Origin of the sequence: Pseudomonas sp. MF5691 (assembly GCF_016405645.1) — a bacterium.
GTDB lineage: Bacteria > Pseudomonadota > Gammaproteobacteria > Pseudomonadales > Pseudomonadaceae > Aquipseudomonas > Aquipseudomonas shahriarae.
Genome location: NZ_JAEKDC010000021.1, coordinates 26,497 through 44,759, shown reverse-complemented (window position 1 = coordinate 44,759; position 18,263 = coordinate 26,497). Strand labels below are relative to the sequence as shown.

Genomic DNA, 18,263 nt, shown 5'->3' with positions numbered 1-18,263 from the left:
AGCCCATCGCCCGGCAATAAGGCGAATTTGCACTGGTCGCCCTAGTGCATTTGCACCTTATTTCGCACTTTTTGCCCGCCGTTCCCCGGCAAACAACCCGCGTTCCCTGGCCCAGACGATGGCGGCGCTGCGGCTGTGCACGTTGAGCTTGGAGTACACCGTGGCCACATGATTGCGCACGGTATTGGGTGCCAGCTTCAAGCGCGAGGCGATTTCCTTGTCGGCCAGGCCTTCACAAATCAGCCCCAGCACATCCCGCTCGCGGGCGGTCAGGTCGGTGAAGGCGATGGTCGTCAGGTTGGGGCTGTTGACGCTCTTGGCGTTGGCCAGTTTTTCGATCAGGGTCTGGCTGAACCAGGACGCGTCTTTCATCACTTCCTCGATGGCCGACACCAACTCCAGCTCCGAGCGTTTGCGCTCGGTGATATTCATCATCACCAGCAGGTAACAGGTCGTGTCCTGGATGCTCACGGTGTCGGCCGACACCACGCAATCAATCACCTCATTGCCTTTCTTGCGGATTTTCAGGTCCTGGCCGTCGAGGTTGCCGGCTTTTTCCAGAGTGGCGAACAACTGCGTGCAGGCCTCCTTGCTGTCGATGAAGTCGATATCGCTGATGGACTTCCCAATCAACTCTTCGCTGGTGTAGCCGGTGACGCTCATGAACGCGTCGTTGACGTCCACCACCTGCTGATTGTCCGCGTCGCACACCAGGGTCGGCACCGGCGTCAGGCGGAAGGACTTGGCAAACCGCTCCTCGCTCTGGCGCAGGGCGGTTTCGGCCTTGCGCCGGGGCTCAAGGTCAGTGAAGGAAAACAGCATGCATTCCTCATCGTTCATATCCAGCGGCTGGCCGGCGACAATCACCAGCTTGCTGCCGCCTTCGGGCAGCTTCAGCTCGGCTTGCATCTGCGGGATGGTCGCGCCTTCGCCCAGGCGCTGGATTGCCAGCTCCTTGCGCTCGGCCTGTTCCAGCACGTCCAGTTCGTACACTGAACGGCCGATCACCTGGTCGCGGTTGTAGCCGGTCATCTCCAGGAAGCCCTGGTTGACCTTGATATAGCGCAGATCGCTCAAGCGGCAGATCACCGCCGGCGCCGGGTTGGCGTTGAAGGTCTTTTCAAAGCGCTGCTCGGCGCTGGCCCATTCGGTGGCATCGCTCAAAATCAGCACCAGCAGTTCCGGCTTGCCGGCGCTGTCGGTGAGCGCCAGGCTGCGCAGGCGGTGGACCCAGGTGCGGTCGGTGTCGGCGCTGGGCGTGACTTCGACCACCACATCACTGAACTCTTCGCCGTTGGCCACCCGGCTCAGCGGATAGGCTTCCAGGGGCAGCGGGTGATTGTTGCGGTAGCGCAGGGCAAAGCGCTCGGCGTATTCGGCGGTGTTGGCGCCGAGCCCGGCAATGTCATCCAGGCCATGCATGGCCAGTGCGGCTTCGTTGGCCCAGAGAATGCTCTGGTCGATCTCGGCGAGAATCACCCCATCGGACAGTCCGGAAATGATCTGCTGCAATTGGCGGCGATTGGTTTCTTGGGCGAGAACGGCCTGGCTCATGGTTTCTCCAAAATGGCTACATAACGACATCGGCGCCTGCAACAGGGCATGTCTGGCTTGTGTGGAGTACGACAACTGGCCTTGAGCATAGTGCAGACCGATTCAGCTTGACGGGGTGCGAATGCACCAGTCGTCCTAGTGCATTTGTGCCGAGACCGCAGGCGTCGGCCTGGACAAACTGAAGGTCTACTCATTTGTCCAAGGAACGATTATGACCTCCCTCTATGAAACCCATCGCTCGCCTTTTCGTGTGTCCTGGGGCTCGGTACTGGCCGGCAGTGCAATTGCCCTGGTGACCTACCTGGTACTCAGCGTACTGGGCACCGCCATCGGCGCCAGTGCGGTCGACCCCATGGCGGCAGGCAACCCGTTGAGCGGCTTTGGCACTGGCGCCGGGATCTGGCTGTTTGTGTCCACGCTGTTGGCGATTGGCGTGGGCGCCTTTGTCGCCGGCCGCACAGCCCCGGATCGTGGCGGCCTGCATGGTGTCCTGAGCTGGACCATCACTACCTTGCTCACCACGTGGCTGCTGGCGGCATTGGCCACCAGCGTGGTCGGCGCCGCGGGCAATGTCGTAGGCAAAGGCCTGTCGGCGGCCGGTAGCGGCATTGCCGCCGTGGCCCCCGGCATCAGCGACAGCGTCAAGCAGCAGTTGGACGAAAAGGGCATCAGCCTGGATTGGGATAGCCTGCAGGGCGAACTCGACACCTTGCTCAAGCAAAGCGGCAAGGCTGAACTGGATCCGGCTAACGTCGAGCAAACAGCTAACCAGGCAGCGGCAGACGGTCAGCAATCGGCCACTGATGCCGCCACCAACCCGGCCCAGGCCGCGAGCGAACTCAAGCAATGGTTCGAGCGCGTCAAAGCCTCTGGTGAGCCGGCGTTGAATGCGGCCGACAAAGAGGCGCTGGTGAACATCGTCGCCGCCCGTACTGGCAAGAGCCAGGCCGAGGCCAGCCAGATTGTCGAGAACTATGCCCAGGCCTATCAGCAGGCCGTGCAGAAAGTCGAGGAACTCAAGGCCCAGGCCGAACAAAAGGCCCGCGAGGCCGGTGAAGTGGCGGCCAAGCAACTGTCCCGCGCGGCGTGGAGCACCTTGTTGATGTTAGTACTGGGTGCCGCATTGAGCTTTGGCATCGGTCGCCTGGCCATTTCGACCCGCAAAGTGCCCGTGGCTTGATCAAGGCCCATTGATTCGTAACCGCAACACCTTGCGTGAGCGCGTAAACTGTCGGCTTTTTTCGCGCTCACGCAAAGGTATGCTTTTGACCCCGGTAAAAACCACAGCCCTCCTGCTATTCACCACCCTGTTGGCGGCGTGCGGTACCTCACCGCCACGCACCCCTGACGACATCTGCGGCATCTTCCGCGAAAAGGACGACTGGTACGACGCAGCCAAAGTCACCCAGAAGCGCTGGGGTGTGCCGATCCAGGTGCCGTTCGCCATCATGTATCAGGAATCGGGCTTCCGGCAGAACGCCAAGACTCCGCGCAAATACCTGCTGTGGATCATCCCCTGGGGCCGCGTCAGCACCGCTGCCGGCTACGCCCAGGCCAAGGATGAAGTGTGGGGCGACTACCAGAAAAGCACCGGCCGCAACTGGGCCAGCCGCCAGGACTTCGACGACGCGATCGACTTTGTCGGCTGGTACATGGACAAGACCGCCAGCATCAACGGCGTATACAAATACGACGCCTATGGCCAGTACCTCAACTACCACGAAGGCTGGGGCGGCTACCGTAACCGCACCTATGCCAGCAAGGCGTGGCTGTTGCCGGTAGCCGGCAAGGTCAAGGCCCGTTCCGATCTGTATGCGCGCCAGTATGCAGGGTGCAAGGCGGATCTGGAGCGGGGGTTCTGGGGGCGGTTTTGGCGGTGGTTGTAAGGCTGGGAGCGGGTAAGGCTCAAGAGCCTTACCCGGCTGTTTACGCGATCAACCTTCCAACGACGGGCACAATCAGCAAGGTGCTCAACGCCATCGAGATCACATTACCGATATAGGGGTGAAAGTGTGTCGGCAGCCGCCCGGCAATGGCACAGGCCAGCGGCGGCGCGATCAACGCGCCAAGCAACGCACTCGATCCAATCACCATCCAACTCCCGCCATGGGTCAGCACCGCTGCCGGTACGACCGAGACCAGCGGCACGTAGGTGGGATACCAACCGCGCTTGATCCACTGACTGCGCCAGATCAGCACACCCAGAGCCGATGTCAGCGCCTGGGCACCGATCAGTTGCAGCACCAGTCCCGACCCATAGGCGGCACTCAACGGGTTCAAGGCATATGCCAGCAGGACTCCCGCCAGCAGGCCAAGGCTGGCCCACTCATTGCCGAAGAACGGCGCTTCGGAAAAATCGGCCAAGACCCTGCGCAAGCTCCAGCCCAGGCCATAGGTTGGCGGCTTGAGCGGCAATGGTTTGTCTGCGGCGATATAGTCCGAGCGCACCAGAATCGGCACGCGGCGACAGATGACAAAGGCAATCACGCTGCCCGCCGCCATGCCCAGCACGTTACCAATCACCACCGGCAAATCCAGCGGTACACAGACAAAATTGACGATCAGCAAGCACATCGGCGTGACCAGCAGCGCCCCCAACAACGCGCCATTGAGGGTGACCTTCCAACCACCCCCAAACATCAGCACCATTGCTGCCGGCAGTGAAACAAACGCGGCGAAGGTGGGTTGCCAGGTCTCGGCGGTGACCGTCCAACCCCATAACAGGTTGCTCAGCAGCAGGCCCAGCAGGGAACTGGTCACCAACCACGGCCACAGCCCACTGCCGTAGCAAATCGCAAAGCCTTGCCAGCGCTTGCCGGTGCGGCTGGCCCACCAGGCCAGGTATGCACCCGCCAACAACCCGAGGGAGGCAAGCTCATGCTTGTAGAAGGCCACTTCGCTGACATCTCCCAGTACCCAGCGTAGCCAGGCGATGGGGTCGGGAAATGCTGCCACCATATCGCCGTAGCTAGGCCAGGAGCCTTGGTGCGTGAGGACCGTCCAGACAATCAGCGAGATGCTGATGAGCCCCAATGCGATGATCGCCTTATCGACCCGAGATCGCTCGTTCCCAGGTTTCATGAATAAATTTTCCATGACTCGCCCTCCCTTTAGCGTGGCAGGGCGGGGTGCTGGCAATACCCGAGCATCTGATCGTACAGATCATCGCGCCGGTCACGGTGCAGGTCGTTGAGACTGTTCCAGATCGGTGCACTGCGGGCGCTGGTCAGGTCGATATCGGCGAAGAGGATTTCCTGGTGGTTAGCCGACGCCACTTTGCCGATAGGCCAGCCATTGGTCCCGGCAATCAACGAACACCCCAGGTAGCGTGCATCACGCTCCTCACCGATCCGGCTGGCGGCGGCGATAAACACATTATTGACGTGGGCGGCGGTCATGGTCAGGTACGACGCCATGCATTTACCGGCCTCGTCGAACAGCGGCGGCGGCGTCCACACCCAGTTGTTGAGGCTACAAATAATATCGGCGCCTTGCTGGCTGAGGATGCGTGGTACTTCCGGGAACCAGATGTCCCAGCAGATCAACAGGCCAATGCGCCCGATAGGCGTTTCAAACACCGGAAAGCCCAGGTTGCCAGGGGTGAACCAGAGCTTCTCGAGGTTCCATAGGTGGGCCTTGCGGTACTTACCGATCAACCCATCCGGCCCCAGCAATACCGCAGTATTGAATAACTGCCGACCCTCGATCTCATTCAGGCCCGCCACCAGATACACCTGATGGGTGGCGGCAAACGCCATCCAGGCTTGCACACTGGCCCCGCCGGGAACGGGCTCGGCATGCTCGAATGCGTCCTGGCGGCTGCTGAAGAAGTAACCGCAGTTCGACAACTCGGGCAGTACGATCAGGTTAGCCCCACCATTGACCGCCTCGGCAGCCAAGGCCAGGCTGCGATGCAGATTGCTTTCGCGGTTATCCAGGCCGACCTGGGGGTCGAACTGCACGACAGCGACGCGGACAGGGCTTGTTGGTTGGCTCATTGGGGTGTGACCTCTTATTGTTGTGCAACCGGGGTGGTTGATTTTTTATAAGAGGGGAAAAGATGGCTGAGGTTAAGTCAGGCGCTTCTGGCTGAGGCGTAGTCTGGATCCTTAAGAGTGCACTTGCCAAAGGCGCTTGATTCTGGGAAAAAGCCAGCCAGTGTGAACCCAACGAGATCCCCCATGAGCAACGAAGAACTGCAAATCACCGACATCCGCCAAGGCGACGGTAAAGCCGTGGTCAAGGGGGCGCTGATCACCACTCAATACACCGGCACCCTGGAAGACGGTACGGTGTTTGATTCGTCCTGGGAGCGGGGCAAGCCGTTCCAGTGTGTGATTGGCACCGGGCGTGTGATCAAGGGGTGGGACCAGGGCTTGATGGGGATGAAGGTCGGCGGCGTGCGCAAGCTGTTTGTGCCGGCGCATCTGGCGTATGGCGAGCGGGCGATGGGCGCGCATATCCAGCCCCATAGCAATCTGCATTTCGAGATTGAGTTGCTGGAAGTGCTGACGCGCGACGATTGAAGGCTCGGGGTCGCTCAACTGTTCTTGATATGTTTGAAAAAACGTCGGCAGCTCCCACAACTATTTGTTCTACCGTTCGCCGATCTCTCCTTGAATGCCGGGTATCGCTGCTGATACTGTACAAAAATACAGTATCCGGTAGCCCGCCATGCAGTTGATCGAAAAACTCAGCATCCTCGCCGATGCGGCCAAGTACGACGCGTCTTGCGCCAGCAGCGGGGCGCCCAAGCGCACCTCCGAGGGCAAGGCCGGGCTGGGTTCGAGCGATGGCATGGGCATCTGCCACAGCTACACACCCGATGGGCGCTGTGTGTCGTTGCTCAAGGTGCTGCTGACCAATTTCTGCCTCTACGACTGCCAATACTGTGTCAACCGCCGCTCCAGTGACGTGCCCCGTGCGCGGTTCAACCCGGAGGAGGTGGTGAGCCTGACCCTGGACTTCTACCGGCGTAATTGCGTCAGCGGGCTGTTTCTCAGTTCGGGGATCATTCGTTCGGCGGACTACACCATGGAGCAACTGGTGCGGGTCGCCAAGTTGCTGCGTGAGGAGCATGACTTTCGCGGTTATATCCACCTCAAGACCATCCCCGAAGCGGATCCTGCATTGATTGCCGAGGCCGGGCGGTATGCCGATCGCTTGAGCGTGAACATTGAGTTGCCCACCGATAAAAGCCTGCAGATCCTCGCGCCGGAGAAACAGATCGGTTCGATCAAGCAGGCGATGCAGACGATTTTCACCGGCGAGCAAACCGTGCTCAACGAGCCCCGGGCACCGCGGTTCGCCCCGGCCGGGCAAAGCACGCAGATGATTGTCGGCGCCGATGACACCGACGACAGCACCATCCTGCACGGTGCCGAGACGCTGTATGGCAACTTCAAGTTGCGCCGGGTGTACTACTCGGCGTTCAGCCCGATTCCCAATAGCCCGAAAAGCGTGCCCCTGGCGGCGCCGCCGCTGATGCGCGAGCACCGTTTGTACCAGGCCGATTTCCTGCTGCGCAGTTATGGCTTCCGCGCCAACGAACTGTTCGCGGGGCCGGGGGATCTGGCGTTGGATATCGACCCGAAGCTGGCCTGGGCCCTGGAGCATCGCGAGGTGTTCCCGCTGGACCTGAACCGTGCCGAGGCGACGTTGATCGCACGTATCCCGGGGATTGGCCTGCGTACCACCGAACGCCTGGTGGAGCTGCGCCGGCAACGCAAGATCCGTTTTGAAGACCTGGCGCGTATGCGCTGCGTGTTGACCAAGGCCAAGCCGTTCTTCATCACCAGCGACTACCACCCCCAGCAGGCGGAAAGCACCAGCGTGCTGCTGCGCGAGCAACTGCGCGACCGCCCGCAACCGCAACAGATGGGGTTATGGGGATGATCAGCCTGGAATGCGACAACCTGTTCAGTACCTGGCGCGAGCAGGCGCGCTGGCTGCTCAGCCATCAGATCGACCCCAGCCATGTCAGTTGGGGCGAAGTGGAAGTGGCGGACCTGTTTGCCACCGATGAACACTACCCCACGCACAATGGCCCGTTCCAGGCACGCATTCCCAAGGCGCTGCTGGAGCTGCTGGAAAGTGCCGCCTGTTACCACGGTGAGCAGCGCTGGAGCCTGCTGTATGAAGTGCTGTGGCGCGTCAGCCATGGTGACCGCACGGCGATGATGGCGGGGGATCAACTGGGCAGCGAGTTGCAACGGCGGATCAAGCAGGTAAGGCGTGAGGCCCACCATCTGCATGCGTTTGTGCGTTTTATCGCGCTGCCGGCGGCGGCGGGGCCGGAGTTGCCGGAGTACGTGGCCTGGCACGAACCGGCCCACGATATTTTGCACAGTGCCAGCCAGCATTTTGTCGGGCGCATGGGCCGTCATCGCTGGATGATCGCGACGCCCCTGGATGGGGTGTATTACGACGGTGAGCAGTTGATTCATCAACGCCAGTGCCCGGAGCAATGGCAGCAGTTGGCGCAGAATGTCGAAGATCCACACAGTGCCATGTGGCTGACCTATTACAGCCATATCTTCAACCCGGCGCGGTTGAATCCCAAGGTCATGGAGGGGCACCTGCCGAGCCGGTTCTGGAAGAATTTGCCGGAGGGTAAGTTGATACCGGGGTTGATCAGCGAGGCGCGGACGGGGAAGCAGCGGGATGGGCAGGCGAAGCTGATTGGTGAGCGCCCCGGCAAGCGGATTTCAGGCGGGCACGGTTAAAACATGTGGGAAGCATATGGGAAGCATATGGCGGGCTGGCTTGTGTGGGAGCTGGCTTGCCTGCGATAGCATCACCTCGGTATAGCTGATAGACCGAGGCGTCTGCATCGCAGGCAAGCCAGCCCCCACACCAGCCCACCCGCCCACATCTGATCTGCATCGTGTGAGGCGATGGGGTTCAGGCCAACTCAGTCGCGGTGTTTTTCACCACCGCCAGCTCCGGATGGGCCACCAGTTTGTCGATGTGCAGCTCATCATTGTTCAACCAGGTTTCCGTCAGCACGCGGTAGTGCTCCATGTCCCGGCAGCGCATGCGCAGGCTGTAGTCGAAGGGGCCACTGATCAATTGGCACTCGAACACCTGTGGGCAGGCTTTGACGCAGGCTTCGAAGGCTTTTTGCGCCGAGCGCCCGCTCTGGTTCGACAAGGCCACCAGTACCAGCAAGGACAACCCCGGCGAGACCATTTGCACATCAATGATCGCGCCGTAGCCGCGAATCACCCCGCGCCGCTCCAGCTTGCGCACCCGCTCCAGGCAGGGCCTGGGCGTCAGGTGCACCAGCGAAGACAGCTTTTCGTAGGTGATACGCCCCTGATGGCGCAAGACATCAATGATGGCTTCATCAATGCGATCCAGCACTGGGGTGGAATGGGGTCCGTTGGCCTTGGTATCCATGGTCGATTCTGTGTTCACTTCAAGCGGTTGGAGAGAAATTGCTGCAAGCGTTCGCTGGTCGGATGGTCGAGGATCTCGGCGCTGCCTTGTTCTTCGACACGGCCCTGGTGCAGGAACAGCACCTGGCTGGAGACTTGCCGGGCAAAGCCCATTTCGTGGGTGACCATAAGCATGGTACGACCTTCCTCGGCCAACGTCTGTATGACTTTGAGGACTTCTCCTACAAGCTCCGGATCCAGCGCCGAGGTCGGTTCATCGAACAGGATAATCTCCGGCTCCATGGCCAGGGCCCGGGCGATGGCCACGCGCTGTTGCTGGCCACCGGAGAGAAACGCCGGGTATTGATCGGCGACCCGGCCCGGCAGGCCGACTTTATCCAGGTACATCCGCGCGCGTTTCTCCGCCTCGGCGGCACTGACGCCCAACACCCGGCGTGGCGCCATGCAGATGTTTTCCAGCACGGTCATGTGGCTCCACAGGTTGAAGTGCTGGAACACCATGGCCAGGCGCGTGCGCAGGTTCTGCAGTTGTGCCTGGTGCGGCGCCTGCACCCCGGCGCGACCCTGACGCATTTCAATGCTGATGCCGTCCAGGGTGATTACCCCGGCGTCGGGCTGTTCGAGGAAATTGATGCAGCGCAGCATGGTGCTTTTGCCGGAGCCGCTGGCGCCGATCAGGCTGATCACATCGCCCTTGCTGGCGTTGAGCGAAACCCCCTTGAGCACTTCGTGGTCGCCGTAGCTTTTATGCAGGTCTTCGACTTTGAGTTTGACGTTGGCGCCGGCCGCCACCACGTTCGGGCGGGGCGCGGCAGTGTGTGTGGGATGAGCGGCCAGGGCCTGTGCGGACTGATTCATGGGTTAGCCTCGGGTCGGGACAAGAAAGCGCATCCAGCGTCGTTCGGCCAGTCGGAACAGGCCCACCAATGCGAAGGACAGCAGCATGTACAGCAGCGCAGCAATGCCGAAGGCCTGGAACGTGAGGAACGTTTCGGCATTGGCGTCACGGGCCACCTTGAGGATGTCGGCGATGGTTGCGGTAAATGCCAGGGACGTGGCGTGCAGCATCAGGATCATTTCGTTGCTGTAGGCCGGCAATGCGCGGCGCAGCGCGGCGGGGATCACCACGAACAGGTTCATCCGCCAGCCGTGCAGGCCGTAGGCCCGCGCGGCTTCAATTTCGCCATGGGGAATATTGCGAATGGCCCCGGCGAAGATTTCCACGGTATAGGCGCAGGTGTTGAGCACAAAGGCCAGCAGCGTGCAGTTCAAGGCATTGCGGAAAAACTGATTGAGCAGGGCGTTATCCTGCACCACTTCCAGGCTGTACAGGCCGGTGTAGCAAATCAGCAACTGGATATACAGCGGCGTGCCACGAAACAGGTAGGTGTACACCTCCACCGGCCAGCGTAGCCAGAAGTGCTCGCTGACGCGGGCGATTGCCAGGGGGATGGACAGGAAAAACCCGAGGATCACCGACACGATAAACAGCCACAAGGTCATGGCCACCCCGGAAAACCCAGAGCCATCGGTCCACAGGTACGCCAGGCCATATTGCTGGATCAGTTCGATCATCGCGCCACCCCTTTGATGCCGACGTTGTAGCGCCGTTCCAGGCGTTTGAAGATGCGGTTGGAGAGGGTGGTGATCACCAGGTACACCAGGCCCGCAAGGATCAGGAAGTACAACGGGTCATTGGTGGTCTTGCCGGCGTTCTGCGCGGCCTTGACCAGGTCCGCCAGGCCGATGATAGACACCAGCGCCGTGGACTTGAGCAGTACCAGCCAGTTATTGCCCAGCCCCGGCAACGCAAACCGCATCAATTGCGGGAACATCACCAGCCGAAACCGCTGCCAGCGGCTCAAACCGTAGGCGGTCGCTGCTTCCAGTTGGCCCACCGGCACACTGAGCATCGCGCCGCGAAAGTTTTCGGTGAAATACGCACCGTAGATAAAACCCAGGGTGATCACACCGGCGGTGAAGGGATCAATTTCGAAGTAGTTCCAGCCAAGCATCTCGGTCAAGTCATTGAGCCACAGTTGCAGGCTGTAGAAGATCAGCAGGATCAGTACCAGGTCCGGCACGCTGCGGATCAAGGTGGTGTAGAGGGTGGCGGGGATGCGCAACAGTTTATGGCTGGACAGCTTGGCACCGGCGGCGATCAGGCCCAGGCTCAGGCTCAGGACCAGCGCGAGGAACGCCAGCTTGATGGTCATCCAGGCACCCTGGGCCAACAGCGGGCCGAAGCCTTGCAGGTTGAGGAGTTCATTCACGGGAAAGTCTCGATAGAACCGGTAGGAACCTGCCGCAAATGGCGGTGTTTATCGCACCGCCAGCGCTGGCAAGCCGGCTCCTACAGGGGATAGGGCGGGGGATTACTCGTGATAGATATCTTCGTCACCGAAGTACTTCTTCTGGATCAGCGCGTAAGTGCCATCGGCCTGGATGGCTGCGATGCCCTTGTTGATCAGCGCCAGCAGTTCCTGGTCGTTCTTGCGCAGGCCCATGGCAATGTCCAGCGGCAAGGTCGGGTCCTTGAAGGCCGGGCCGGATTGGTAGTCGGCGCCTTCAGGCTTGGACAGGAAGTTGAGCTGGGCTTCGAGCTTGTCGGTCAGCGTCGCGTCGAGGCGGCCGTTTTGCAGGTCGGCATAGTTCTGGTCCTGGGACTGGTATGCCTTGACCTGGGCACCGAGCTTGGCCAGGTGGGCGCGGGCATAGGCTTCCTGCAGCGAGCCCTGGAGCACGCCGACCTGTTTGCCCTTGAGGGATTCGGGGGTGTCGCCGAAACCGGCGCCCTTGCGGGTGATCACCGAGGTGGGGCTGAGGAACAGGCGATCGCTGAAGTCGATCTGTTTTTGCCGGGCCGGGGTCACGGCCATGGAGGACATGATGGCGTCGAACTTGCGCGCACGCAGCGCCGGGATCATGCCGTCGAACTCGTTGTGGACCCAGGTGCACTTGACTTCAAGCTTGGCGCAGATAGCGTTGCCCAGCTCAATGTCGAAACCTTGCAGGCTGCCGTCGGCGGCCACGGATTCAAAGGGTGGGTACTCGGGGAACACGCCGAAACGGATTTCTTTCCATTCCTGGGCCTGGACGGCGGTGGCGCACAAAGGCAGGAGCAGCGCGGCGACGAGTGATCGGAGCGGAGTCATGGTGTTTTCCCTATATTTTGTAATTGATGTCAGGGCAGTAGAAAGGGTGCGGCATGCATTCATTTGCTGACTCTTTGGTCGCGCTCAGAATGCTTCATGATGGTGCGTTTTTTGTGTCGTTTACCTAGTCCTTCGCATGCGGAATACGCTGTTAAAACGCGGATTGCAGCAGAATCGGCTGCGGCACCCTGTATATCGGCTTTTCAAACCGCGGTTTAGGGCCCGCCGCTTGCGCAAAGCGGCAGGCCAGAGCGGTTTCAGGCGCGCTTTTTATGCTGTGCGGTTGGTCGCTGGGCCAGGCGGGCGAACAGGTCCTTGGGGTCGGCCAGGTCCGGTACCAGCTCCAGCTCGCTGCCCACGTCCAGGGCCTTGGCCACATCCAGTACATAACGCAGGGCCGAATAGTCTTCGAGGGCAAAACCTACCGAGTCAAACAGGGTGACCTGGCGCGCATTTTCCCGGCCCGGCTTCTGGCCGTTGATCACTTGCCACAGCTCGGTGACCGGCGAATCCTCAGGCATATGCTGGATTTCGCCTTCGATACGGCTTTGTGGTTCGTACTCGACGATCACCCGCGCGCGCTCGACGATGCGCCGGTCCAGCTCGGTCTTGCCGGGGCAGTCGCCGCCCACGGCATTGAGGTGCATGCCGGGCTCGATCATGTCGTCGGTAAGGATGGTGGCGTAGGCCTTGTCGGCGGTGACGGTGGTGACGATATCGGCGCCTTTCACCGCTTCGGCGACGCTACCCGCGAGGGTCAGCTTGATCGCCGGGAAGGCCTTGAGGTTGTTCGCCAGCTTGTGCATGGCCTGGGTATCTATATCGAACAGGCGGATCTCATTGATGCCCAGCAAGGTGTGGAATGCCAGGGCCTGAAACTCACTTTGCGAGCCATTGCCGATCAGCGCCATGCTGCGACTGTTGTCCCGTGCCAGGTAGCGCGCAACCAGGGCCGAAGTGGCGGCAGTGCGGATCGCCGTGGTCAGGGTCATCTCGCTGAGCAGCACCGGTTTGCCGGTATCCACATCCCCCAGGGCGCCGAACGCCATGACCGTGAGCATGCCGCTCTGGGTATTTTTCGGGTGGCCGTTGACGTATTTGAAGGCATACAGCGAAGCATCCGAGACCGGCATCAGTTCGATCACGCCCTCGGGCGAGTGGTTGGCCAGGCGCGCGCATTTTTCGAAGTCATTCCAGCGCAGGTAGTCGGCGCGGATGTACTCGGCCATCTCGGTGATGCAGGTTTGCAGGCCTTTTTGCGATACCAGGTAGCTGAGGTCGTTGACGTCGATATAACGGGTCATGGAAAAACTCCTTATTGGAATGAGGCGCGGGCCGGAAGATGCACTTCGGCCAACATGCAGCGGGCACTGCCGCCGCCGATGCGTTCGATGTTGTCGATATTCACCACGACTGGGTGGGTGTGGCGTTCCACATGCAGGCGCTGCGCCGGCTTGAGCGAGCGCCAGGCGCTGGCCGACATCACCAGCAGCGGCTGGCCGTCGCGGTCGTGGAGTTCCAGCATGTTGCCGGCGAAGGCTTCCAGTTGGTCGAAGTCCAGGGCCAGGATGTCTTTGCCTGTGTCGCGCAGGGAGCGTTCCAGGCCCTGGCGTTCTTGGGTTTCGGGCAGCGCGTCCAGGCACACCACCGACAGGTCGCGGCCGACGCTCATCATCACGTTGCTGTGGTAGATCGGTGCGTGATGGCGGTCGACGGCGTGGAAGGCGCAGACCTGATAGTCCAGGCGCTCGGCAAACTGGCGCAGGGCATCGTGATGGGTGCGCCCGGAGTGGCAGGCGTAGCTGATGCGGTGCTGGCGGTCGAGGACCATGCTGCCAGTACCTTCGAGGAACATGTTCTGTTGTTCCAGGTGGCTGAAGTCGATGGTGTCTTTGATTGCGAAGCGCTGCTCCAGTACTTGCAGCACGCCTTTATCGCGCTCCAGGCGGCGGTTCTGGCCCTCCATCGGGTACAGCACCAGGCTGCCGTCGGCATGACTGCTCCACCAGTTATTGGGGAAGATCGAATCCGGGGTATGGGGCGCGGGTGTGTCCTGCACCACCAACACTTCCACACCATGCTGGCGCAGGGTGTCGACATAACCGTCGAACTCCTCCAGCGCTTTTTGCTGTGCGGCCACCGGATCGACGGGCGCGCGCTGGAAGCGGTTGTTGATCGCGGTGTCCGGGTTAAAGGCAAAGTGCGCCGGGCGGATCATCAGGACGGTATTGGTGGTTTGCATGGGGGCACGAGTCCATGGGGTTGGGCATTGAGGCTATTTTGTGCGCTCTGGCCGCAGAATCCCGGCTGAAACAGGGGAGCAGCCCAGCCGGGAAAGCTGAAAAGAGGGGTATGGCAGCCGAATCGGCTGTCAGGGGGCGCTCAAACCTGTAGGAGCCGACTTGTGTGGGAGCTGGCTTGCCTGCGATAGCATCAGCGCGGTGTGGCGGACACACCGAGGCGCCTGCATCGCGGGCAAGCCCGGCTCCCACACAAGCCCACACATGGGTATTGTGGTGGCTGTCATTACGTCACCCGTCAGGAGGAGTCATGTCTACCGCCGTCCGCCTCGCCCAACCCACCGATGCCGAAGGCATCAGCCAGGTCATCCTGGCGGCCCTGCGCAGCAGCAACGCCCGTGACTACCCGGCGGATGTGATTGCGCGGGTGGCGAGCAACTTCACGCCGGAGGCGGTGCTGCAATTGCTCACGCGGCGTACCGTGCTGGTTGCACTCCAGGATCAAGAAATCGTCGCGACCGCCGCCTTGGACGCCAATGTGGTGCGTTCGGTGTTCGTCAACCCGGTGCTGCAAGGGCAGGGCATCGGCCGCCAACTGATGGCCGATATCGAACAGCGGGCCCGTGAGGCTGGGGTCACGGTATTGAGCGTACCGTCGTCCCTCACCGCCGAGCCGTTTTATACCAAGCTGGGGTTCCAGACCGTGCGGGATGTGTACCACGGCAACGAGCGCACCCTGGTGATGGAGAAAGTATTGTCGTCTCGCCACCCCATCGGCGTGTATCGCGACCGTTTGCATCGGGCCCAGGTCGCGGCGTTATGGCAGACGGCGTTTGGTTATGACACCCCACATAACCGGCCGGAACTGGCGATTGATAGAAAGCTTGCGGTGGAGGACGGGCTGTTCTTTGTCGCCACCCACGGCAAGGCCGTGATCGGCACCTTGATGGCAGGTTACGACGGGCATCGGGGTTGGTTGTATTCGGTGGCCGTGCATCCGGACTATCGCCGGCAAGGCCTGGGCGCGTCGTTGGTGCGCCATGGGGAACAGGCGTTGATCGCCCTCGGCTGCCTGAAGATCAACCTGCAGATCAATCTGAGCAACGATACGGTGGTGGGTTTCTACGAAGCACTGGGGTATGGCGTGGAGCCGAGGATCAGCATGGGCAAGAAGATTGCGCAGAACCTGCCCAAATCCTGAAACCACCCGTAAGCAAATGTGGGAGCGGGCTTGCTCGCGAAAGCGGTGGGTCAGTCACTGATGACGTTGACTGATCCACCGCTTTCGCGAGCAAGCCCGCTCCCACATTTTGTTGCGCAGCGGGGCTTAGACCTTGACGATCCAGCCAGCTGGCGCTTCAACGTCGCCGGACTGCACACCGGTCAGCTCTTTGTAGAGCTTCTGGGTCACTGGGCCGACTTCTTTTTCGCTGTAGAACACGTGCAGCTTGTCTTTGTACTCGATCCCGCCGATAGGCGTGATCACTGCCGCCGTACCACAGGCGCCGGCTTCCTTGAAGTCTGCCAGCTTGTCGATCAGCACGTCGCCTTCGACCACGTCCAGGCCCAGGCGGGTCTTGGCCAGTTCGATCAGCGAAAGGCGGGTGATGCCTGGCAGCACCGACGGCGAGTTCGGGGTGACGAACTTGTTGTCGTGGGTGATCCCGAAGAAGTTGGCCGAACCGACTTCTTCGATTTTCGAGTGGGTGGCCGGGTCCAGGTAGATGCAGTCGGCAAAGTTGGCTTTTTTCGCCAGGGAGCCGGGCATCAGGCTGGCTGCGTAGTTGCCACCGACCTTGGCGGCGCCGGTGCCGTTCGGCGCGGCGCGGTCGTAGCCGGAGATCAGGAAGTTGTGCGGGGTCAGTCCGCCCTTGAAGTAGGCGCCGACCGGGATGCAGAAGATCGAGAAGATGAACTCGGGCGCGGTACGCACCCCGATGTTGTCACCGGTGCCGATCACGAACGGGCGCAGGTACAGCGCGCCGCCAGTGCCGTACGGCGGGATGAACCGCTCGTTGGCGCGGACCACTGCCTTGCACGCCTCGATGAAGGCTTCGGTCGGCACCTGCGGCATCAGCAGGCGGGCGCAGCTGCGTTGCATGCGGGCGGCGTTCTGGTCCGGGCGGAACAGGTTGATCGAACCGTCCTTGCAGCGATAGGCCTTCAGGCCCTCAAAGCACTGCTGGCCATAGTGCAGGGCGGTGGAGCCCTCGCTGATGTGCAGCACGTTGTCTTCGGTCAGGGTGCCTTCTTGCCAGGCGCCGTCTTTCCAGGTCTGGAGAAAACGCTTGTCGGTCTTGATGTAGTCAAAACCCAATTTGTCCCAATTGATGCTTTCGTTACCCATGACACCCTCTATCTCTTTTCAACCGCCTGGTCGAAGGCAGGCTTTTGGTTTATTTCTGGATGGGCGCAACAATACTTCATTCTTGGCCTGTGTGGGAGCGGGCTTGCTCACGAGAGCGGTGGGTCAGTCAACGCCTCTGACACTGACACATTGCTATCGCGGGCAAGCCCGCTGCCACAGTGGGTCAGAGGTGCAGGGCATGCCCCAGCGCCCGCAGCGCCGCTTCCTGCACGGCTTCACCGAGGGTCGGGTGGGCATGAATGGTGCCTGCCACATCCTCCAGGCGCGCGCCCATTTCCAGGCTCAGGCCAAAGGCCGTGGACAGTTCGGACACGCCAACCCCCACGGCCTGCCAGCCAACAATCAGGTGATTGTCGCGGCGTGCCACCACCCGCACGAAGCCGGTCTTGGACTCCAGGGTCATGGCCCGGCCATTGGCCGCAAACGGGAAGCTCGAGACAATGCAGTCCAGGCCCGCAGCCTTGGCTTCGTCCGGGGTCTTGCCGACCACCACCAGTTCCGGGTCGGTAAAGCACACCGCCGGGATCGCCGCCGGGTTGAACTCGCGGGATTTACCGCTGATCAGCTCCGCGACCATTTCGCCCTGGGCCATGGCCCGGTGCGCCAGCATCGGCTCGCCGCTCAGGTCGCCAATGGCCCACACATTGCGCATGCTGGTCTGGCAACGACTGTCGATCTGGATTGCCGCGCCGTTCATCGTCAGGTTCAAGGCTTCCAGGTTCCAGCCCTGGGTGTTGGGTTTGCGACCGACGGCAACCAGCACCTGGTCGGTGCCGAGGGCCAGGGTCTCGCCATTCGGATCGCGCACTTGCAGGCTGCCACCTTCAAAACCCGTCACGCTGTGCTTGAGGTACAGCTTGACCCCCAACTGCTTGAGGGATTCGGCGACCGGCTGCGTCAGCTCGGCGTCGTAGGCCGGCAGGATGCGGTCCTGGGCTTCGACCACGCTGACCTCGGCCCCGAGTTTGCGATAGGCAATCCCCAGTTCCAGGCCGATATAACCGCCACCCACTACGATCAAGCGTTTTGGCACACGGCTCGGCGCCAAGGCTTCGGTGGACGAAATGATCGGCCCGCCAATCGGCAGCATTGGCAGGTTGACGCTTTTCGAACCGGTGGCCAGCAGCAGGTGCTCGCACTGGATGCGTTGGCCGTCCACGTCCACGGTCTTGCCGTCGACGATCTTGGCCCAGCCGTGGATCACCTGCACTTTGTGCTTTTTCAGCAGCGCGGCAACCCCGGTGGTCAGGCGGTCGACAATGCCGTCCTTCCACTCGACGCTCTTGCGGATATCCAGGGTCGGCACATCCACTTCGATGCCCAGGGCCGAACCCTGGCTGTGGTGCACGGTTTGCTGGAACTGCTCGGCAACGTGGATCAGGGCCTTGGACGGAATGCAGCCGATATTCAGGCAGGTACCGCCCAACGCCTGGCCTTCTACCAGGATGGTCGGGATGCCCAGTTGGCCGGCGCGAATCGCCGCCACATAGCCGCCCGGGCCGCCGCCGATAATCAGCAGCGTGGTATGCAAAGTCTGAGTCATGCC

The 18,263-nt window shown here is 61.4% G+C and carries 18 protein-coding genes; 6 read left to right on the top strand and 12 right to left on the bottom strand.

Annotation, left to right across the window (positions count from 1 at the left end; genetic code table 11):
* Nucleotides 1-57 precede the first annotated feature (57 nt).
* Nucleotides 58-1,554: a PAS domain S-box protein gene (locus JFT44_RS23235; protein ID WP_057439433.1), complete on the bottom strand. Its 1,497-nt coding sequence runs from the start codon at nt 1,552-1,554 to the stop codon at nt 58-60.
* Nucleotides 1,555-1,765: 211 nt separating this feature from the next.
* Between JFT44_RS23235 and JFT44_RS23230 the strand changes: the two genes are divergently transcribed.
* Nucleotides 1,766-2,734 carry a hypothetical protein gene (locus JFT44_RS23230; protein ID WP_120733539.1) on the top strand — a complete coding sequence of 323 codons (969 nt, stop codon included), beginning with the start codon at nt 1,766-1,768 and terminating at the stop codon, nt 2,732-2,734.
* 85 nt (nt 2,735-2,819) lie between these two features.
* On the top strand, nt 2,820-3,440 hold the full coding sequence (locus tag JFT44_RS23225) for a hypothetical protein (RefSeq protein ID WP_225923796.1): 621 nt from the start codon (nt 2,820-2,822) through the stop codon (nt 3,438-3,440).
* A 40-nt stretch (nt 3,441-3,480) separates the two neighbouring features.
* Here the strand turns inward: JFT44_RS23225 and JFT44_RS23220 are convergent, their stop codons facing one another.
* Together JFT44_RS23220 and JFT44_RS23215 are read right to left on the bottom strand one after the other, a co-directional pair.
* A complete protein-coding gene (locus JFT44_RS23220) occupies nt 3,481-4,650 on the bottom strand; it encodes a hypothetical protein (RefSeq protein ID WP_170060312.1) in 1,170 nt (389 codons plus the stop codon).
* A 14-nt stretch (nt 4,651-4,664) separates the two neighbouring features.
* Nucleotides 4,665-5,552, bottom strand: coding sequence for a nitrilase family protein (locus JFT44_RS23215; RefSeq protein ID WP_169990469.1), 888 nt, complete (start codon nt 5,550-5,552; stop codon nt 4,665-4,667).
* Nucleotides 5,553-5,735: 183 nt separating this feature from the next.
* Between JFT44_RS23215 and JFT44_RS23210 the strand changes: the two genes are divergently transcribed.
* From JFT44_RS23210 to JFT44_RS23200, 3 genes are all read left to right on the top strand, one after another.
* Nucleotides 5,736-6,080, top strand: coding sequence for an FKBP-type peptidyl-prolyl cis-trans isomerase (locus tag JFT44_RS23210; protein ID WP_057439428.1), 345 nt, complete (start codon nt 5,736-5,738; stop codon nt 6,078-6,080).
* Between the two features lie 148 nt (nt 6,081-6,228).
* Nucleotides 6,229-7,449, top strand: coding sequence for a putative DNA modification/repair radical SAM protein (locus JFT44_RS23205; protein ID WP_198831231.1), 1,221 nt, complete (start codon nt 6,229-6,231; stop codon nt 7,447-7,449).
* Nucleotides 7,446-8,279, top strand: coding sequence for a TIGR03915 family putative DNA repair protein (locus JFT44_RS23200; RefSeq protein ID WP_057439426.1), 834 nt, complete (start codon nt 7,446-7,448; stop codon nt 8,277-8,279). Before JFT44_RS23205 ends, JFT44_RS23200 begins: the two co-directional genes overlap by 4 nt.
* A gap of 178 nt (nt 8,280-8,457) precedes the next feature.
* Here JFT44_RS23200 and JFT44_RS23195 read toward each other — a convergent pair whose 3' ends face one another.
* The 7 genes from JFT44_RS23195 to ctlX all read right to left on the bottom strand — a co-directional run bounded on the left by JFT44_RS23195 (nt 8,458) and on the right by ctlX (nt 14,351).
* Complete coding sequence (locus JFT44_RS23195; protein WP_057439425.1) at nt 8,458-8,955, bottom strand: Lrp/AsnC family transcriptional regulator; 498 nt, start codon at nt 8,953-8,955, stop codon at nt 8,458-8,460.
* 14 nt (nt 8,956-8,969) lie between these two features.
* On the bottom strand, nt 8,970-9,812 hold the full coding sequence (locus JFT44_RS23190; protein ID WP_225923795.1) for an ABC transporter ATP-binding protein: 843 nt from the start codon (nt 9,810-9,812) through the stop codon (nt 8,970-8,972).
* A 3-nt stretch (nt 9,813-9,815) separates the two neighbouring features.
* Nucleotides 9,816-10,529, bottom strand: coding sequence for an ABC transporter permease (locus tag JFT44_RS23185; RefSeq protein WP_057439424.1), 714 nt, complete (start codon nt 10,527-10,529; stop codon nt 9,816-9,818).
* Nucleotides 10,526-11,227, bottom strand: coding sequence for an ABC transporter permease (locus tag JFT44_RS23180; protein ID WP_057960092.1), 702 nt, complete (start codon nt 11,225-11,227; stop codon nt 10,526-10,528). Before JFT44_RS23180 ends, JFT44_RS23185 begins: the two co-directional genes overlap by 4 nt.
* Nucleotides 11,228-11,329: 102 nt before the next feature.
* On the bottom strand, nt 11,330-12,109 hold the full coding sequence (locus JFT44_RS23175) for an ABC transporter substrate-binding protein (protein WP_057439422.1): 780 nt from the start codon (nt 12,107-12,109) through the stop codon (nt 11,330-11,332).
* 257 nt (nt 12,110-12,366) lie between these two features.
* Entirely contained in the window at nt 12,367-13,413 is a 1,047-nt protein-coding gene (locus JFT44_RS23170) for an ornithine cyclodeaminase (protein WP_057960091.1), read from the bottom strand.
* An 11-nt stretch (nt 13,414-13,424) separates the two neighbouring features.
* A complete protein-coding gene (gene ctlX / locus JFT44_RS23165) occupies nt 13,425-14,351 on the bottom strand; it encodes a citrulline utilization hydrolase CtlX (protein WP_169961336.1) in 927 nt (308 codons plus the stop codon).
* A 308-nt stretch (nt 14,352-14,659) separates the two neighbouring features.
* Between ctlX and JFT44_RS23160 the strand changes: the two genes are divergently transcribed.
* Complete coding sequence (locus JFT44_RS23160) at nt 14,660-15,550, top strand: GNAT family acetyltransferase (RefSeq protein WP_169990468.1); 891 nt, start codon at nt 14,660-14,662, stop codon at nt 15,548-15,550.
* A gap of 126 nt (nt 15,551-15,676) precedes the next feature.
* Here JFT44_RS23160 and JFT44_RS23155 read toward each other — a convergent pair whose 3' ends face one another.
* Nucleotides 15,677-16,696 carry a branched-chain amino acid aminotransferase gene (locus JFT44_RS23155; protein ID WP_057439419.1) on the bottom strand — a complete coding sequence of 340 codons (1,020 nt, stop codon included), beginning with the start codon at nt 16,694-16,696 and terminating at the stop codon, nt 15,677-15,679.
* A gap of 184 nt (nt 16,697-16,880) precedes the next feature.
* On the bottom strand, nt 16,881-18,260 hold the full coding sequence (gene lpdA, locus JFT44_RS23150) for a dihydrolipoyl dehydrogenase (protein WP_198831230.1): 1,380 nt from the start codon (nt 18,258-18,260) through the stop codon (nt 16,881-16,883).
* Nucleotides 18,261-18,263 lie beyond the last annotated feature (3 nt).

What these genes read in the sequence shown, in the direction of transcription:
- JFT44_RS23235 (WP_057439433.1), bottom strand. Translation starts at nt 1,554, where the DNA reads ATGAGCCAGGCCGTTCTCGCCCAAGAAACCAATCGCCGCCAATTGCAG.
- JFT44_RS23230 (WP_120733539.1), top strand. Translation starts at nt 1,766, where the DNA reads ATGACCTCCCTCTATGAAACCCATCGCTCGCCTTTTCGTGTGTCCTGG.
- JFT44_RS23220 (WP_170060312.1), bottom strand. Translation starts at nt 4,650, where the DNA reads ATGGAAAATTTATTCATGAAACCTGGGAACGAGCGATCTCGGGTCGAT.
- JFT44_RS23215 (WP_169990469.1), bottom strand. Translation starts at nt 5,552, where the DNA reads ATGAGCCAACCAACAAGCCCTGTCCGCGTCGCTGTCGTGCAGTTCGAC.
- JFT44_RS23210 (WP_057439428.1), top strand. Translation starts at nt 5,736, where the DNA reads ATGAGCAACGAAGAACTGCAAATCACCGACATCCGCCAAGGCGACGGT.
- JFT44_RS23205 (WP_198831231.1), top strand. Translation starts at nt 6,229, where the DNA reads ATGCAGTTGATCGAAAAACTCAGCATCCTCGCCGATGCGGCCAAGTAC.
- JFT44_RS23200 (WP_057439426.1), top strand. Translation starts at nt 7,446, where the DNA reads ATGATCAGCCTGGAATGCGACAACCTGTTCAGTACCTGGCGCGAGCAG.
- JFT44_RS23195 (WP_057439425.1), bottom strand. Translation starts at nt 8,955, where the DNA reads ATGGATACCAAGGCCAACGGACCCCATTCCACCCCAGTGCTGGATCGC.
- JFT44_RS23190 (WP_225923795.1), bottom strand. Translation starts at nt 9,812, where the DNA reads ATGAATCAGTCCGCACAGGCCCTGGCCGCTCATCCCACACACACTGCC.
- JFT44_RS23185 (WP_057439424.1), bottom strand. Translation starts at nt 10,529, where the DNA reads ATGATCGAACTGATCCAGCAATATGGCCTGGCGTACCTGTGGACCGAT.
- JFT44_RS23175 (WP_057439422.1), bottom strand. Translation starts at nt 12,109, where the DNA reads ATGACTCCGCTCCGATCACTCGTCGCCGCGCTGCTCCTGCCTTTGTGC.
- JFT44_RS23170 (WP_057960091.1), bottom strand. Translation starts at nt 13,413, where the DNA reads ATGACCCGTTATATCGACGTCAACGACCTCAGCTACCTGGTATCGCAA.
- ctlX (WP_169961336.1), bottom strand. Translation starts at nt 14,351, where the DNA reads ATGCAAACCACCAATACCGTCCTGATGATCCGCCCGGCGCACTTTGCC.
- JFT44_RS23160 (WP_169990468.1), top strand. Translation starts at nt 14,660, where the DNA reads ATGTCTACCGCCGTCCGCCTCGCCCAACCCACCGATGCCGAAGGCATC.
- JFT44_RS23155 (WP_057439419.1), bottom strand. Translation starts at nt 16,696, where the DNA reads ATGGGTAACGAAAGCATCAATTGGGACAAATTGGGTTTTGACTACATC.
- lpdA (WP_198831230.1), bottom strand. Translation starts at nt 18,260, where the DNA reads ATGACTCAGACTTTGCATACCACGCTGCTGATTATCGGCGGCGGCCCG.